General features: G+C 72.3%; 13 protein-coding genes. 3 read left to right on the top strand and 10 right to left on the bottom strand.

Going from position 1 to position 14,652, the window contains the following annotated elements:
* Window positions 1-216 precede the first annotated feature (216 nt).
* From IM770_RS12820 to IM770_RS12780, 9 genes are all read right to left on the bottom strand, one after another.
* Entirely contained in the window at window positions 217-1,326 is a 1,110-nt protein-coding gene (locus tag IM770_RS12820; RefSeq protein ID WP_203581535.1) for a tetratricopeptide repeat protein, read from the bottom strand.
* A 1-nt stretch (window position 1,327) separates the two neighbouring features.
* Window positions 1,328-3,406 carry an ATP-binding protein gene (locus IM770_RS12815; protein WP_239066161.1) on the bottom strand — a complete coding sequence of 693 codons (2,079 nt, stop codon included), beginning with the start codon at window positions 3,404-3,406 and terminating at the stop codon, window positions 1,328-1,330.
* Window positions 3,407-3,409: 3 nt separating this feature from the next.
* Complete coding sequence (locus IM770_RS12810) at window positions 3,410-4,795, bottom strand: glycine--tRNA ligase (protein WP_203581534.1); 1,386 nt, start codon at window positions 4,793-4,795, stop codon at window positions 3,410-3,412.
* 152 nt (window positions 4,796-4,947) lie between these two features.
* Window positions 4,948-5,271, bottom strand: a complete 324-nt coding sequence (locus IM770_RS12805; protein ID WP_203581649.1) for a DUF4870 domain-containing protein — start codon at window positions 5,269-5,271, stop codon at window positions 4,948-4,950.
* Window positions 5,272-5,377: 106 nt separating this feature from the next.
* Window positions 5,378-6,733 (bottom strand): alpha-hydroxy-acid oxidizing protein, encoded by a 1,356-nt coding sequence (locus tag IM770_RS12800; protein ID WP_203581533.1) that lies wholly within the window; start codon window positions 6,731-6,733, stop codon window positions 5,378-5,380.
* Window positions 6,734-7,229: 496 nt separating this feature from the next.
* Window positions 7,230-8,012: a hypothetical protein gene (locus IM770_RS12795; protein WP_239066160.1), complete on the bottom strand. Its 783-nt coding sequence runs from the start codon at window positions 8,010-8,012 to the stop codon at window positions 7,230-7,232.
* Between the two features lie 228 nt (window positions 8,013-8,240).
* On the bottom strand, window positions 8,241-9,374 hold the full coding sequence (menC, locus tag IM770_RS12790) for an o-succinylbenzoate synthase (protein WP_203581532.1): 1,134 nt from the start codon (window positions 9,372-9,374) through the stop codon (window positions 8,241-8,243).
* A gap of 110 nt (window positions 9,375-9,484) precedes the next feature.
* A complete protein-coding gene (locus IM770_RS12785; RefSeq protein WP_203581531.1) occupies window positions 9,485-9,649 on the bottom strand; it encodes a hypothetical protein in 165 nt (54 codons plus the stop codon).
* 440 nt (window positions 9,650-10,089) lie between these two features.
* Window positions 10,090-11,022 (bottom strand): cyclase family protein, encoded by a 933-nt coding sequence (locus IM770_RS12780; protein ID WP_203581530.1) that lies wholly within the window; start codon window positions 11,020-11,022, stop codon window positions 10,090-10,092.
* A 165-nt stretch (window positions 11,023-11,187) separates the two neighbouring features.
* Between IM770_RS12780 and IM770_RS12775 the strand changes: the two genes are divergently transcribed.
* Window positions 11,188-11,994, top strand: coding sequence for an SDR family oxidoreductase (locus IM770_RS12775; RefSeq protein ID WP_203581529.1), 807 nt, complete (start codon window positions 11,188-11,190; stop codon window positions 11,992-11,994).
* 2 nt (window positions 11,995-11,996) lie between these two features.
* Window positions 11,997-12,209, top strand: coding sequence for a hypothetical protein (locus tag IM770_RS12770; RefSeq protein WP_239066159.1), 213 nt, complete (start codon window positions 11,997-11,999; stop codon window positions 12,207-12,209).
* A 226-nt stretch (window positions 12,210-12,435) separates the two neighbouring features.
* Here IM770_RS12770 and IM770_RS12765 read toward each other — a convergent pair whose 3' ends face one another.
* Window positions 12,436-13,149: a GNAT family N-acetyltransferase gene (locus tag IM770_RS12765; RefSeq protein ID WP_203581527.1), complete on the bottom strand. Its 714-nt coding sequence runs from the start codon at window positions 13,147-13,149 to the stop codon at window positions 12,436-12,438.
* 96 nt (window positions 13,150-13,245) lie between these two features.
* Here IM770_RS12765 and IM770_RS12760 point away from each other — a divergent pair, with 96 nt between their 5' ends.
* Complete coding sequence (locus IM770_RS12760; protein WP_203581526.1) at window positions 13,246-14,646, top strand: MFS transporter; 1,401 nt, start codon at window positions 13,246-13,248, stop codon at window positions 14,644-14,646.
* Window positions 14,647-14,652 lie beyond the last annotated feature (6 nt).

Below are 14,652 nucleotides of genomic sequence, written 5' to 3'. Positions count from 1 at the left end.
CGAACGAAGCGCCCGGCCTGCGTGAGGCCGGGCGCTTCGGCGTGAAACGTCCCGGGTGGCTCATCACCGCAGGATGCGGCCGGCGGCCGCGAGGCTCAGCCGCCGCGGCAGGATCCCCGCGAGCTTGGTCGCGACGGCGTTCGCTCGCCCCGAGAGCCGGGCTCGGCCGCGGGCGGCGCCGGCGGCGGCACTCCGGCGAGGGAGATGGGGTGACGCTCAGCGCGCCTGGGCGGCCAGCAGCGTCGCCGGATCGGGCAGGCGCAGCGCGAACGCTCCGATGCTGTGCACCAGCCACGCGACGATCATGAGGAGCAGCGGCAGCGGCACGCCCGCGAACGCCGCGGCACCGAGGAGAAGCGCCGCCGCGTAGCTCAGCAGCGCGAGGACGACCAGCGACCCCCCGCACCAGGCCAGACCGCTGCGCCGCGCGAACCGCCAGACGGCGCGGGCCGTCGAGCGGTCGAACAGCGGCCGCAGCACGAGCGCGATGACGCCCGCGAACGCCAGCAGGCCGACCGCTCCGGCGGTGCGCACGACGGCGTCGGGAGCGGTCTGCAGGAGCGACGGCTCGCCGAGGTTGCCGACGATACCGAAGAACACCAGGGGCACCGCGAACGACACCAGCAGCAGCCAGCCGAGGAGTCGCCGCAGCAGGAAGTAGAGCGAGAAGCGTGCGACGAGCGGCGGCACCGCAGCGGTGGGCGTCACGCGCAGGCTCGCGAAGGCGGTGCGCATCGCGTCGGCCCTGCGGCCGCTCGTGAACTGGGCGATCATGACCTGGAGCTGCAGGTGCGCGTCGGTGGGGTCGAGGGCGGCCGCCTCGCGCATCAGGTGGTAGCCGCGCTCGCGACCGGCCGGCTGCGCGAGGAACACCTGAGCCAGCGAGACCAGCGCGCGCGAGCGCTCCGAGGGATCGGCCGGAGCCAGCTGGACGGCCGCCTCCGCCTGCGCGACGGCCGCTGGGACGTCGCCGACGTCCGACAGGGCGAGCGCAAGCACGGCGCGGTGGCTCCACTCCCCCGGCTCGATCTGGACGGCGGATGCCGCGGCCTGCACCGCTTCGGGGGCCCGCGCGTCGTCGAGGCCCAGGATGCGGGCGAGTACCTGGAACCCCGCGGCGCGCGTGTCGGGATCGGCGGCTGCGGCGCGGGCGTGCGACTCGGCGCCGGCGAGGTCGCCGGTCACTGCCGCCGCGCGGGCCGTCAGGAGGTGCGCCGGACCGCTCGTCGGATCCAGCGCGAGTGCCGAGCGCAACAGCTCCCTCGCCCGACCCGGCTGGCCGGTGTCGAGCAGGACCTGCGCCTCGGACAGCGGATCGATCGCCATGTCAGATGCGGTGCTGCTTGAGGTACGAGCGCAGCTGCGCGAACGTGCCGTCGTCGACCCCGTACTCGAGCACCGGCTTGATCTGCTCGAACCACGACCGCGTGGACGGGACGACGCGGGATGCCGCCGCCTCGAGGTCGTAGGTCGTGATCATGCGCGGAACCCCGGCCTGCAGCGAGTCCATGAACGCCGACTCGACGGCGGTCTCGACGATGTAGGAGAGGTCGGCGCCGGAGAACTCGCGCGTGCGGGCGACGATGTCGGTCGTGTCGATCGCGGCGGCCGGCTTGTCGCGCAGCGCGTGTCGCAGGATCGCCCCGCGCGCGGGCTCGTCGGGCGGAAGGATGAGCACGGTCCGATCGAGACGTCCGGGCCGACGCAGCGCGGGGTCGATGTCCCACGGGCGGTTGGTCGCGGCCAGCACGTAGATGCCCTCGTTCGACGCGTCGACGCCGTCGAACTCCTCGAGGAGCTGGCTCGTCACCATGCGCAGCGCCTGCGACGCCGGGCTCGACGATGTGGTGCGGCGACCGCCGATGGCGTCGAACTCGTCGATGAAGATCACGCACGGCCGCGCCGAGCGCGCTGCCTTGAAGAGGGCCTGGATGGCCTTCTCGCTCTCGCCGAAGTACTGGCCCATGATGTCGGCGAGCGTGACGTGCAGGAACCCGGCGCCCAGTTCACCGGCCACCGCCCGCGCGATGAAGGTCTTGCCGCAGCCGGGCGGTCCGTACATGAGAAGGCTGCCCCGCGGCGCCTTGCCGAACATCCGCGCCAGATCGGGGTTGCGCATCGGCGCGAGGAACGAGCTCTCGAGGTGGCGCTTGACCTCCTCGAGCCCTGCCACGTCGGCGAGGGTGACGCCGGGGCGCTCCACGTCCCACACCGGGACACCGTCGTCCGATCCGCCGGCCCTTGCGGCGGGGATGCGCTGAGGGGCGTCCGCGGACTCATGCCCCGGAGCCGCCTCGCCGGAGGCGACGGCAGCCGCCGACGCCGGCGCAGCGACCGCTGCGGGGGCGGCCGGTGCTGAGTCCGGCGCGGGAGCGGTCGGGACCTCGGAGGCTCGAAGTGCTGCCGGAGCGGGATCGTCGGCCCCAGCCGCTGCGTCGGGAGCCAGGCGCTTGCGCAGGAATGCGGCCGCCGCCCGGGCACGCAGCACCTGCACGGTCTGCGGGTTGGCGCCGTACTGGGCCAGCGTGCGGACCTCGATGACCGCCTGCTCAGGGTCGTCCTGGAGGAGCAGCTCGATGAGGTCGATCCGCAGCGCGAGGTTGTCGGGGTCGCTCGCGACGGCGTCGCGGATGATCGCCACGAAGTCGGGCTCGCCTTCGAGCTCGGACGCGGGTTCTGCCGCGACCGCGGCCTCGGGCTCGGGCTCTCGCTCGGTCGCGTCGGCCTCGGGGTCAACCGCGGCCTCGGGCTCTCGCTCGGTCGCGGCGGCCTCGAGCTCAACCGCCGCCTCGGGCTCCGACGTCGTCGGCGACGGACGTTCGGCCTCCGACGGCCGCGAGGACGCGGCATCCGTCGACTCCTGCGCCGCCTCGCGCGCGTCCTGCGCCGCAGCCGCGCGCTCGAACGCCACCGCGGCCGCGACGGAATCGGCCGGCACGACGGGCGTTGCCGGAATCTCGGGCGGCGCGGGCGCGAGCCGCTCGGCCAGCCAGGCGGGGGTGTGCTCGGGCGTACGGGGGAAGCGCGCCGCGTCGCGGCCCCAGGCCGCGGGATCGACGCCGGCCAGACGAGGCTCGTGATCGAGCCACGTCTTCAGGCCGGTGGACCGATCCGCGTTCACCAGCACCTGCGCGGTGTACCAGGCACCGCGATCGGGCACGTACATGGCCTGCCGCAGCCGGGCCACGGCCAGCACGAGCTCGGTCGTGGGCGGCACGCTCCGGTAGCGCCCCTCCGCGGACTGCTGGTCGCCCTCGTCTCCGAAGACCTGGATCCAGACGTCGGCGATCATGTCGACGGTGGCCACCGTCAGCACGACGCGCTGCTCGCGCGGGCGGAGCAGTGCGTACAGCTGCACCGCCAGCGGGTTGAACGCCTCTGCGAACTGCTGCCCCGGCTCCGTCATGGCTCAGGCCCCGGTGAGGCGCTCCGCGAGGTACGCGTGCAAGCCCTCGAGCGGCACGCGCTCCTGGCCCATCGTGTCGCGGTCGCGCACGGTGACGGCGCGATCGTCGAGCGAGTCGAAGTCGACCGTGACGCAGAACGGCGTGCCGATCTCGTCCTGGCGACGGTAGCGGCGGCCGATGGCGCCGGCGTCGTCGAAGTCGATGTTCCACTCACCGCGGAGATCCTCGGCGACCTCGCGCGCGATCGGCGACAGCTGCTCGTTGCGCGAGAGGGGAAGCACCGCCGCCTTCACGGGCGCGAGCCGCGGGTCGAGCTTGAGCACCGTGCGGGTGTCGGTGCCGCCCTTCGCGTTCGGCGCCTCCTCCTCGTGGTAGGCGTCGACGAGGAACGCCATCATGGCGCGCGTGAGGCCGAACGAGGGCTCGATGACGTACGGGATGTACTTCTCGCCCGAGGCCTGGTCGAAGTACGACAGCGACTGCCCCGACGCCTCGGAGTGCGAGCCGAGGTCGTAGTCTGTGCGGTTGGCGACGCCCATGAGCTCGCCCCACTCCTTGCCGGCGAAGCCGAAGCGGTACTCCACGTCGATGGTGCCGTCGGAGTAGTGGGCGCGGTCCTCCTCGGGCACGTCGAAGCGGCGCATGTTGCCGGGATCGATGCCGAGGTCGATGAACCAGTTCCAGCACTCGTCGACCCAGTGGTCGAACCACTCCTGCGCATCGGCCGGCGGTACGAAGTACTCGATCTCCATCTGCTCGAACTCGCGGGTGCGGAAGATGAAATTGCCGGGCGTGATCTCGTTGCGGAACGCCTTGCCCACCTGCCCGATGCCGAACGGCGGCTTCTTGCGGCTGGCGGTGAGGACGTTCGAGAAGTTCACGAAGATGCCCTGCGCCGTCTCGGGCCGGAGGAAGTGCAGGCCCGACTCGTCGTCCACGACGCCGAGGTAGGTCTTGACGAGACCCGAGAACGCCTTCGGCTCGGTGTACTGGCCCTTCGTGCCGCAGTTCGGGCACGGGATGTCGGCGAGGCCGTTCTCGGCCTTGCGGCCCTTGCGCGCCTCGAAGTCGTCGATGAGGTTGTCGGCGCGGAACCGCTTGTGGCACTGCAGGCACTCGACGAGCGGGTCGGTGAAGGTGGCGACGTGACCGGATGCCTCCCACACGCGCTTGGGCAGGATGATCGACGAGTCGAGGCCGACCATGTCGCCCCGGCCGCGCACGAACGTCTGCCACCACTGCCGCCGGATGTTCTCCTTGAGCTCGGTGCCGAGGGGACCGTAATCCCACGCCGACCGGGATCCGCCGTAGATCTCACCCGCCTGGAACACGAACCCGCGGTGACGGGCGAGGGCGATGACTTTGTCGAGGCGAGACTGCTCGGCCACGGTGGCTCCAATGGTCGGGAGGGGGATGCACGAGGGTGCGAAGAGCCGCTGACCGCGGCATCCGTCGATTCTAGTCGGCTCGCGGAAGCCGCCCGCCGGGCGCCCCGTCGCGCTCCGCGGCCGCTGCCGGGCACGGGGCGGACGGAGCGGCGTCAGCGGATGAACGGGATCGTCAGCGGGTACGTGTACCACTCGCCGCGGTTCGCCTTCACCGCGGCGATGATGCAGAAGACGATGTTGAGCACGTACGCGGCCAGGAGGATGAAGATGCCGATGATGACGATGCTCAGGATGGCGCCCACGACGTAGGCGATGAGGATCGTCAGCTGGAAGTTGAGCGCCGTCGCGGTGTGCGCGCGGACGAAGGGGCCGCGGTCCTTGAGCACGAGGAAGCCGACGAGCGGAACGAGGAAAGTGAAGAAGAGGCCGCCGAGGTGGACGAGCGTCGCCCAGAGCTTCTCGTCGGCGGGGCTCATCTGGGGCGACTGCGCAGCGCCGTAGCCGTAGGGCGGCGGAGGAGGGGTGGTCACGCCACCACCCTAGGGCCCCCGCGCACTTCGGTGAGGGTGCGGCGCGGGGGCGTCAGGCCTCACGCAGCCCGTCGCGGCCGAGCTCAGCGACGGAGGTGTGACCGGACAGGCCGAGGGTGATGTCGAACTCTGCGAGCACGTTGCGCACGACCTCGCGTACTCCCGGCTCGCCGGCGATGCCCAGGCCGTACGCGTACGGGCGGCCGAGCGCGACGGCGGTCGCTCCCAGCGCAAGCGCGATGAAGACGTCGGCGCCCTGCCGCACGCCCGAGTCGAACACGATCGGCACGCGCCCGGCGACCCGCTCGGCGATCGTGGGCAGCACCTCGAGCGTGGGCACGGACTGGTCGATCTGACGGCCGCCGTGGTTCGAGATCCAGATGCCGTCCATCCCCGCGTCGAGTGCCCGGATCGCGTCGTCGGGATGGACGATGCCTTTGAGGAGGATCGGCAGCGACGTCCACTCGCGCGCCTTGGCGAGATCGCCCCACGTGAGCCCGGGGGTCGAGAACACGTCGAGGAAGGTCTCGACCGCTGCCCGCGGCAGCGGCGAGCGCAGGTTCTCACGCACGCTCTTCGAGCCGGTGAGCGCGGAGCCTTTTCGGGCGATCCCGAGGCCCGCACGGACCGCCTTCGGGGTGACCTTCACCGCCGGCGCGGCGTCGGCATCCGTCGCCTCTGCCCCTCGTGACGAGCCGGCCCGTGCGCGCTCGCGCACGAGCTGCTGGAACACCGGGTCGCTGGTGTACTGGGCGATGCCCATCGCGCGGGTGAACGGCAGATACGCCAGGTCGAGATCGCGCGTGCGCCAGCCGAGCAGGTGCGTGTCGAGGGTGACGACGACGGCTTCGCATCCGGATGCCTCGGCCCGGCGCAGCAGCGACGCGTTGAGCTCGTCAGAGGCCGACCAGTAGAGCTGGAACAGCCGGGCTCCGCCGGGTGCGGCCTCGGCGACGGACTCCATCGAGAAGGACGCCTGGTTCGAGAGCGTGTACGGCACTCCGAGGGATGCCGCGGCCCGCGCCACCGCCAGATCGGCGTCGTCGTGCGCCATCTCCATGACGCCGAGCGGGGCGAGGAGCAGCGGCGTGGGCCGGCGCGCTCCGAGGAAGTCGATGGACAGATCGCGCGACGACACATCGCGCAAGGGCCGTGGCCAGACCTGCCAATGGCCGAAGGCCGCGCGGTTGGCCGCGGTCGTGCGCTCGGCGCCGGCTCCGCCGGCGATGTAGGCGAACGCCTCGGCGCTCAGCGCCTTGAGCGCGGCGGACTCGAGGGCTGCGATGTCGACCGGCACGCGCGGCCGTGTGCCGCTGATGCCGGCGCGGTAGATCTCGGACTGGGTCCGGCGCGAGATGCCGCGAGCCGCGGCGGCGGGGTCTTCGGGAGCGACGCTGCTCTGGGCCATGCGGCCAGCCTACGCACGACGGCGGGCACGCCGAGCATGCGTCCCGGCGCCCGACGCGTGGGGTTGCGGGCACTTCTCCCCGGTCGTTGAGCGAGCGAAGCGAGAGGAAACGCCCCGGCGTTCTCGGAAACCCAGACGCGTTTCGTCTGCGGGCGCCAGAGCGCCCTCCGCTCAACGACCGGCAACCCGAGGTTCGGTCGTTGAGCGAGCGAGGAACGAGCGAGACGAATCGCCCCGACGTTCCCGGAAACCCAGACGCGTTTCGTCCGGCAACCCGCGTTCCGGTCGTTGAGCGAGCGAGGAACGACCGAGACGAAACGCCCCGGCGTTCCCCCAAACCCGGGACGCGTTCCGTCCGGCAACCCGCGTTCCGGCCGTTGAGCGAGCGAGGAACGAGCGAGACGAAACGCCCCGGCGATCCCGGAAACCTGGACGCGTTTCGTCTGCGGGCGCCAGAGCGCCCTCCGCTCAACGACCGGCACCTCAGCGCGTCGGGTCAGTTTCCGAAGCCGCACCAATCGGCGACCCAGCTGAGGATGTCGCCGCGCATCTCCTCGCCCACGAACAGCTCGAACTCCCCCTCCGCGCCGTCGAGGTCGACGCGCACGTCGAAGAGCGTGCCGCGCTTGTCCTCCTGCACCGCGTGCGGATCGCACCGGAACGGCACCAGCGGCAGGTCCACGACGACGACGGCGGCGTCGCCCGGGCGCACCTCCAGCGCGAGCGGGTAGAGGTCTTCCTCGGGCGGAATGCCGGCGAAGGAGAGCAGGTTGGTCCCCTCCACCCCGACCACCGTGGCCGCGCCGTCGTCGGTCGGCGTGACAGTGAGCTCGAGCACGGCCGGCTCGCCGGGCGGGGACGGCTCGAAGGCGGTGAAGGCGAGGGTCGCGGCATCCGTCACCCTTTCGAGCACGCAGTCGCGGACGTGCATGTCGGCGACGAATCCGAGCAGGTCGGGAGCGGATGCCGTCGCCTCGGCGCTGCCCGAATCCGAGACGAGCTCGAGCACGGCCACGCCCTCACCCTCGTCGGGCGCCGTGCAGTCGGCGGCCGGCAGCTGGATGCGGATGTCGACGGTGCCGCCGGCGGGAATCGTGCTCACGCGGTCGGCGAACACCCGGGTCGCCGGCTCGGCGAACCGCGGATCGTCGACGCGCACCTCGCCGACGGTGACGGGCGCGTCGGATCCGTTCGTCACCCGCAGCTGGGCCTGCCGCGCGGCCACATCGGCGCGCAGCTGCGCGACCGCGACCGTGACGCCGGCGGGCAGCGTCGGCAAGGGGCCAGGGCTCGAGGTCGCATCGCCTGGGGTGGTCGGAGTCGCGCCACCGGGGGCGCAGCCGGCGACCGCGAGGGCGCCGATCAGCGCCGCGGCGAGCAGGAGGGTGCGAGCCGGACTCCTCGAGCTCCGGAGCGGGGAGCTGCCGACGGGGCGCGGGCGCGGCATCCGTCCTCCGCTCGTGAGGAGGTGCGGACGTCGCAGCGGTCGCATCGGCGCTCCGGTCGCCTACCGCGTGAGGGTCTCGCGGGCGACGGTGAAGTCCTCGAGCGCGACGGGGTCGATCTCGACGCCCAGCCCGTGGCCGAGCGGCACGCGCACGTGGCCGTCCTCGAGCGCCGCGGGCTCGGTCACGATGTCGCGCGTGTAGAAGCGGCTCGACGCCGACACGTCGCCCGGCAGCGTGAAGCCGGGGAGCGCGGCGAGCGCCGCGTTGGCGGCGCGGCCGATCCCGGTCTCGAGCATGCCGCCGCACCACACCGGCACGCCGGCGGCGAGGCAGCGGTCGTGGATGCGCACGGCCTCGAGGTAGCCGCCGACCCGCCCGGCCTTGATGTTGATGACGGATGCCGAGCCCAGCGCCAGCGCGTCAGCCGCCGCCTTGTCCGACACGATGGACTCGTCGAGGCACACCGGCGTCCGCAGGCGCTGCGCGAGCGTCGCATGGTCGACGAGGTCGTCCTCCTGGAGCGGCTGCTCGATGAGGAGCAGGTCGAAGCGGTCGAGCTCGGCCAGGGTGTCGGCATCCGCCATCGTGAAGGCGGAGTTCGCGTCGACCTGCAGGGGGATGCCGCCGAACGCCTCGCGCACGGCGGCCGTGTCGCCCACGTCGCGCCCGGGCTTGATCTTGATCTTGATGCGCAGGTAGCCCTCGTCGAGGTAGCCTCCCACGGTGTCGACGAGTGCGGCCGGGTCGCGCTGAATGCCGACGGAGACGCCGCTCGGCACCCGGTCGCGCACCGCGCCGGCGTACTCGCCGAAGCTGCGGCCCTCGGCGCGAAGCGCCGCATCGAGCACGGCGAGCTCGAGGCCGGCCTTGGCCATGCGGTGCCCCTTGAAGGGCTCGAGCACGCCCGCGACGTCTTCGGGCGCAAGCCGTCGCTGATCGAGCAGGGCGGGCGCGAGGAAGCGCAGCGCCACATCCCACGCTCCCTGCGTGTACTCGCTCGAGTAGAGCGGGTCGGCCTGCGTCACGATCTCGCCCCAGCCCTCGCCGTCCGACGTGAGCGCCCGGACGACGATCACCTCGCGCACCGTCTCGGTGCCGAACGAGGTCGTGAACGGGGCGACGAGCGGCAGGTGCAGCACGCGCAGCTCGAAGCCTTCGAGGGAGACGGATGCCGCGGGCCGGGCGATGGGCATGCGCTCAGCGTACGCCCGGCCGGGGCGGGCGCGAGTCGGGGTGCCGAGAGCAGCAGTGGACGATGACCAGCGGCAAGCCCGAGCGGGGCGGTCCGCAAGCGTCGTCGGGGTCAGTGCGCGAAGCGCGCGTCGGCGAGGTCGCGGCGGACGGGCACGTAGGTCGAACGCGCTCGGCGCGGCCGGCGGCGGCGCGGCTCGGCGGGGGCGCTGTGCCCCGGCGTTCCGCGCATCGCGTCACCCAGGGCGACGATCAGGGTCTCGATGTGTTCGCGCATGGCTCCTCCTCGTTCTCCTGAGAAGAGCGGCGGGCGCGTGCCCTGATACTTCCGGCCGGCTGGGCCTCTACGTCCGTCTACCTGCTCGTCACGGTACGCCGGGCCTCCGACATCCCACCCCTGCCCGTGCCCGCGAAAAGCGGAGATCCCGCGGGATCAGGACGGGCTCGCGGCATCCGTCCGATCCTCACGGGATCCCCGATCCTGCGGGTCGTCAGCGGAAGCGCGGGTCGTTGCCGCTCGTCGTGTGAACCTTGAGGCCCAGCGCATCGGCGACCTCGCCCCACGAGACGTACGAGAAGTTCGTCGCGTCGCGCTCGTCGTCGACCTCGACCCGCCCGACCGAACGCCGCGTGTCGCCCCGGTGAACGCTCCCCTCACCTGGGCGGGACTCGCGAAGGGTGGATCTCGTCGCCGGGAATCCCCTTCGCGATTCAGGCTCAGGCCGGGAGCTCGGCGAACGCGCGCACCGGGAAGGTGCCGAAGCCCTCGACCGCAGGAGGCGCCGCCGTGAACCGGGCGCCGCGCGGCGGCAGCTGACCGAGGTTCGTCAGGTGCTCGACGACGTGCACGCCGGCGCCGAGCAGCAGCGAGTGCGCCGGACGTTCGCCCCCTCCTGAGCCCGTCGAAGGGTCGGCATCGTCGATGTTGACCGAGTCGATGCCGACCAGCACCGCGCCGGCGTCGATGAGCCACTGCGCCGCCTCGCCCGTGAGGAACGGCGCGCCCGTGCCGTACTCCGGCTGCCCGAACCAGCGGTCCCAGCCGGTGTGCAGCAGCACGGCCGCGCCGCGGACGTCGCGATCGGCCAGCGTCTGGGGACGGATGCCGCGACGCGAGGCATCCCACGCGTCTTCGAGGTGGAACACCTCGGCGCGGAGACCGACGAGCGTCGACAGGTCGAGGCCCGCGAGGTCGGCGCCGTCGGCGTAGCGGTGGAACGGCGAATCGAGGTACGTACCGGTGTTGCCGATCATGTGGATGACGTCCATCGCGAACTCGGTGCCCGGAGCGTAGCGCGCACGGGAATCCTCGCGGGTGAGATGTGGCGTGATCGTCGGCGCCGGCAGCCCGGGGTAGGTCACGAGCCCCGCCCGGATCGGGTGGCTGAGGTCGACGACCCTGGTCGCCGCGTCGGTGCTCGTGGGCACCTCGACGCCGCGGCTCCCCCGATGCGGCTCCTCGACGATGCGCAGCCCGCGCAGGTCGACCTCGTCCACGAGCGCGAGGCCGAGGTGGGCGACGAGGAGCCGGGCGATCTCGTCCTCCGTGGCATCGGCGGACGGCAGGTCGAGCCGGAACCCAGTGCCGGACAGCCCTCCCCCGTTGGCAAAGCGCATGTCGAAGTCGAAGTGGGCGCGGTACTCGGACATGCCGGTCAGCCTAGGCGCGCGGCATCCGTCCCCCGATCCCCGATTCGGAGAATGGCGGTCGATCTCGGCGAAGCGGCAGGAATGCTTCGGCGGGGCATTGTCCGAATCGCGGGGCGCCAGCGCAACCCCGTGCCCACCGGCCCGCCGCGCTCGTAGCGTCGGGGCATGGACACCTTCGACTTCGCCCCACGAACCGCGATCGTGACCGCCTCGGACTCGGGCATCGGGCGGGCGACGGCGATCGCCCTCGCCGACGCCGGACTCGACGTCGGGATCACGTGGCACAGCGACGAGGAGGGCGCCGAGAAGACGGCAGCCGCCGTGCGCGAACGCGGCCGCCGCGCCGAGGTGACGCAGTTCGACGCGACCGACCTCGGGAGCGTCGCCGGCACGATCGACGAACTGGTGACCCGCCTCGGCGGGCTCGACGTCTTCGTGAACAACGCCGGCGGCGGGTCGGGCGGGCCGTTCCTCGAGGTGTCGCTCGAGGACTGGCGGCAGGTCGTCGCGCTCAACCTCGACGGCGCGTTCGCCGGCCTGCAGGCCGCCGCGCGGCACCTCGTGCGCGCCGGCAACGGCGGCCGCCTGATCGCGATCACGAGCGTCCACGAGACGCAGCCGCGCGTCGGCTCGGCCGCGTATGTCGCGGCGAAGCACGGACTCGGCGGCCTCATCAAGACGATGGCGCAGGAGCTCGGGGAGCACGCGATCACCGTCAACGCGGTCGGGCCCGGCGAGATCGCGACGCCTCTCACCGACCAGGAGCCCGAAGACGCCGAGCGCACGCACCGCCCCGGCATCCCGCTCGGGCGGCCCGGCAAGCCCGACGAGATCGCGGCCGTCGTGGCGTTCCTCGCCTCGCCCGCGGCCAGCTACGTCACGGGCGCGAGCTGGACGGTCGACGGCGGCATGCTGCAGATGGGCCCGCAGGCGGGCTCGCACCTGAAGAGCGACGACTGGCGGAAGGGATGACGATGAGCCACCACCACGACACCGAGCCGACCGATGAGACCGGCATGACCGACGAGGAGAAGCGCCGCGATCAGCTGACGTCTGCGCCCGACGCCGTCGAGTCCGACGCCGACCCGCGCATCGACGTCACGCACCGCGACGGCGTCACGCGCATCGACATCCGCGACGACGCCGCCGTGCGTCCGGGTGACCCCACGAGGGACCCGCAGGAGTAGGCGCCGCCCGGGCACAGGTGTGCGCCGCGCTCGCGCGTTTCGTCTCGGTCGCTGGCGCTCCCTCGCTCAACGGCCGGCACCCGGGCGCGGCGAGAGCGGCACCCAAGGCCCGGCCGCCGAGCGACCGCGGACTGAGCGGGTCCCATGGCCCGGCCGTTGAGCGAGCGCGGCACCGATGTCCGGTCGTTGAGCGAGCTTGCAAGTCGAAACGCAGAGACGAGACGCGTCAGGGCCGGACGAACAGGTACCCGCGCTCGTCGTCGAAGCCGCCGATCGCGAGGCCCTCCGCCACATGCGCCAGCACGGCGTCGCGGACGCGCAGGCGCCAGGCCGCGGCATCCGTCGGCTCTTCGCGACGCATCGTCTCGATGTCGTGCGGAATCTCGACCGACGCGACCACGCGATCGTCGTCGGGCGTGGGCACGGGCGGCGCGGCGAGCGCCCACGACACCATGATGCGGTCGGTCTCGTCGCCGCGGTTGACGCCGTCGTCCATCGGACCGTAGTGGTTCACGAGGTACTCGGTCACGCGCGTGCCGAGCACCCGCAGGTTGAAATGGGCGTTGCGCGCCACGAGCGGGTCGAACGTCCAGGTGATGTGGCCGACGCCGCGCGTGAGCGCCCACTCCTGCTGGTGGCGCTTCAGCACGCGGCCGAGACCCTGCGACCGATGGTCGGCGAGCACCCCGGTGATGTGGCTGTGCATCGAGCGCGCCGACGGCTCGGCGAAGAAGGCGACGGATGCCCCGACCATGCGGTCCTCGTCGTACAGGCCGACCGCGTAATTGCCGGCGTGGGCGAGGGCGCGCAGCAGGTTCGGCGGCATGCCGCCCCGGTCGCCGCCCCACACCTCGGCGAGCACGGCCGACGCGCGGTGGACCTCCTCGACGGTGTCGAGGGGACGGATGTCGATGCCGGGCGGCGTCGGGGTCTCGGCCATGCCCCAAGTCTGCACCCCGCGCCCACCCGGTTGCAGCGGCGATAGCCTGAACTGATGGGCACGGGTGACGAGGACGCAAGACGAAGACTCACCCGGATGCCTCGCCAGGGCGCGATCGTCGCCGTCCTGGCGATCGCGGGGCTGGCGTCGTCGTTCATGTTCACGCTGGTCGTGCCGATCCAGTCGAAGCTGCCCGAGCTGCTGAACGCGAGCCGCGAAGACACCGCGTGGGTCGTCACGTCCACTCTCCTGGCCGCGGCGGTCATGACGCCGATCGCCGGCCGGCTCGGCGACATGTACGGGAAGCGCCGCATCGTCCTGGTGCTGCTCGCGCTCTTGGTGGCCGGATCGGTCATCGCCGCGGCCTCGCCCGGCATCGTCGGGGTGATCATCGGCCGCACGCTGCAGGGCGCGGTGACCGGCGTCATCCCCCTGGGCATCTCGATCCTGCGCGACGTGCTCCACGAGGACCGCGTGGATGCCGCGATCGCCCTCATCAGCGCGACGCTCGGCGTGGGCGGCGCGCTCGGACTGCCGATCAGCGCGCTCATCACCGAGCGCAGCGACTGGCACGTGCTCTTCTGGGTGTCGGCGGGGCTCGGGGTGATCGTGTTCGCCCTCGTGCTGTGGATCGTGCCGGTGAGCGCCCTGCGCACCGGCGGGCGCTTCGACTACGTCGGCACCGCCGGCCTCGCCGTCGGCCTGCTCGGCGTGCTGCTCGCGATCTCGCGGGGCAACGAGTGGGGCTGGGCCTCGCCCGCCGTGCTGGTGCTCGGCCTTGGCGGTCTCGTCGTGCTGCTCGCGTGGGGCTGGTACGAGCTGCGCATCGCCGAGCCGTTGCTCGACCTCCGCGTCGCCGCGCGACGCCCGGTGCTGCTGACGAACCTCGCCTCGATCGCCTTCGGCTTCTCGCTCTTCGCCTCCAACGTGATCTACCCGCAGATGCTGGAGCTGCCGACAGCGGTCGGCGGATTCGGGCTCTCGCTCGTGACCGCCAGCCTCATCGTGATGCCCGCAGGTCTCGTGATGATGGTGCTGTCGCCGTTCTCCGGACAACTCGCCCGCACGGTCGGCCCGAAGCTGCTGCTCGTGCTCGGCGCGATCGCGCTCGTCGTCACCTACGCCTTCACCCTCGTCTTCGCGAGCGAGGTGTGGCAGATCCTCGTCGCCAACATCGGGATCGGGTTCGGCATCGGCTTCGGGTACGCCGCGATGCCCATGCTGATCATGCGCTCCGTCCCGCAGTCCGAGACGGGCGCGTCGAACGGCCTCAACGCGCTGTTCCGCTCCCTCGGCACGAGCACGGCGGCAGCCGTCGTCGGCGCTGTCCTCGCGACCTTCGCGATCGACGTCGACGGCGTCGCGGTGCCCGAGCCGGCGGCCTTCCAGATCTCATTCCTGCTCGGCGGTGCCGCGGCCGTGGTCGCCCTGGTCGTGGCCCTGTTCATCCCGCGGCACCACGCGCCCGAGGAGCGGCATCCGTCCCTCCGCGAGTGACGCGAC

Origin of the sequence: Microbacterium hibisci, assembly GCF_015278255.1 — a bacterium.
GTDB classification, from domain to species: domain Bacteria; phylum Actinomycetota; class Actinomycetes; order Actinomycetales; family Microbacteriaceae; genus Microbacterium; species Microbacterium hibisci.
The sequence above is the reverse complement of the archived record's forward strand: the minus strand, read 5'-3'. Positions and strand labels throughout refer to the sequence as shown.

Excerpts from the sequence above, each read along its gene's own strand:
- IM770_RS12820 (WP_203581535.1), bottom strand. The coding sequence starts at position 1,326 with ATGGCGATCGATCCGCTGTCCGAGGCGCAGGTCCTGCTCGACACCGGC.
- IM770_RS12815 (WP_239066161.1), bottom strand. The coding sequence starts at position 3,406 with ATGACGGAGCCGGGGCAGCAGTTCGCAGAGGCGTTCAACCCGCTGGCG.
- IM770_RS12805 (WP_203581649.1), bottom strand. The coding sequence starts at position 5,271 with ATGAGCCCCGCCGACGAGAAGCTCTGGGCGACGCTCGTCCACCTCGGC.
- IM770_RS12800 (WP_203581533.1), bottom strand. The coding sequence starts at position 6,733 with ATGGCCCAGAGCAGCGTCGCTCCCGAAGACCCCGCCGCCGCGGCTCGC.
- menC (WP_203581532.1), bottom strand. The coding sequence starts at position 9,374 with ATGCCCATCGCCCGGCCCGCGGCATCCGTCTCCCTCGAAGGCTTCGAG.
- IM770_RS12785 (WP_203581531.1), bottom strand. The coding sequence starts at position 9,649 with ATGCGCGAACACATCGAGACCCTGATCGTCGCCCTGGGTGACGCGATG.
- IM770_RS12780 (WP_203581530.1), bottom strand. The coding sequence starts at position 11,022 with ATGTCCGAGTACCGCGCCCACTTCGACTTCGACATGCGCTTTGCCAAC.
- IM770_RS12775 (WP_203581529.1), top strand. The coding sequence starts at position 11,188 with ATGGACACCTTCGACTTCGCCCCACGAACCGCGATCGTGACCGCCTCG.
- IM770_RS12770 (WP_239066159.1), top strand. The coding sequence starts at position 11,997 with ATGAGCCACCACCACGACACCGAGCCGACCGATGAGACCGGCATGACC.
- IM770_RS12765 (WP_203581527.1), bottom strand. The coding sequence starts at position 13,149 with ATGGCCGAGACCCCGACGCCGCCCGGCATCGACATCCGTCCCCTCGAC.
- IM770_RS12760 (WP_203581526.1), top strand. The coding sequence starts at position 13,246 with ATGCCTCGCCAGGGCGCGATCGTCGCCGTCCTGGCGATCGCGGGGCTG.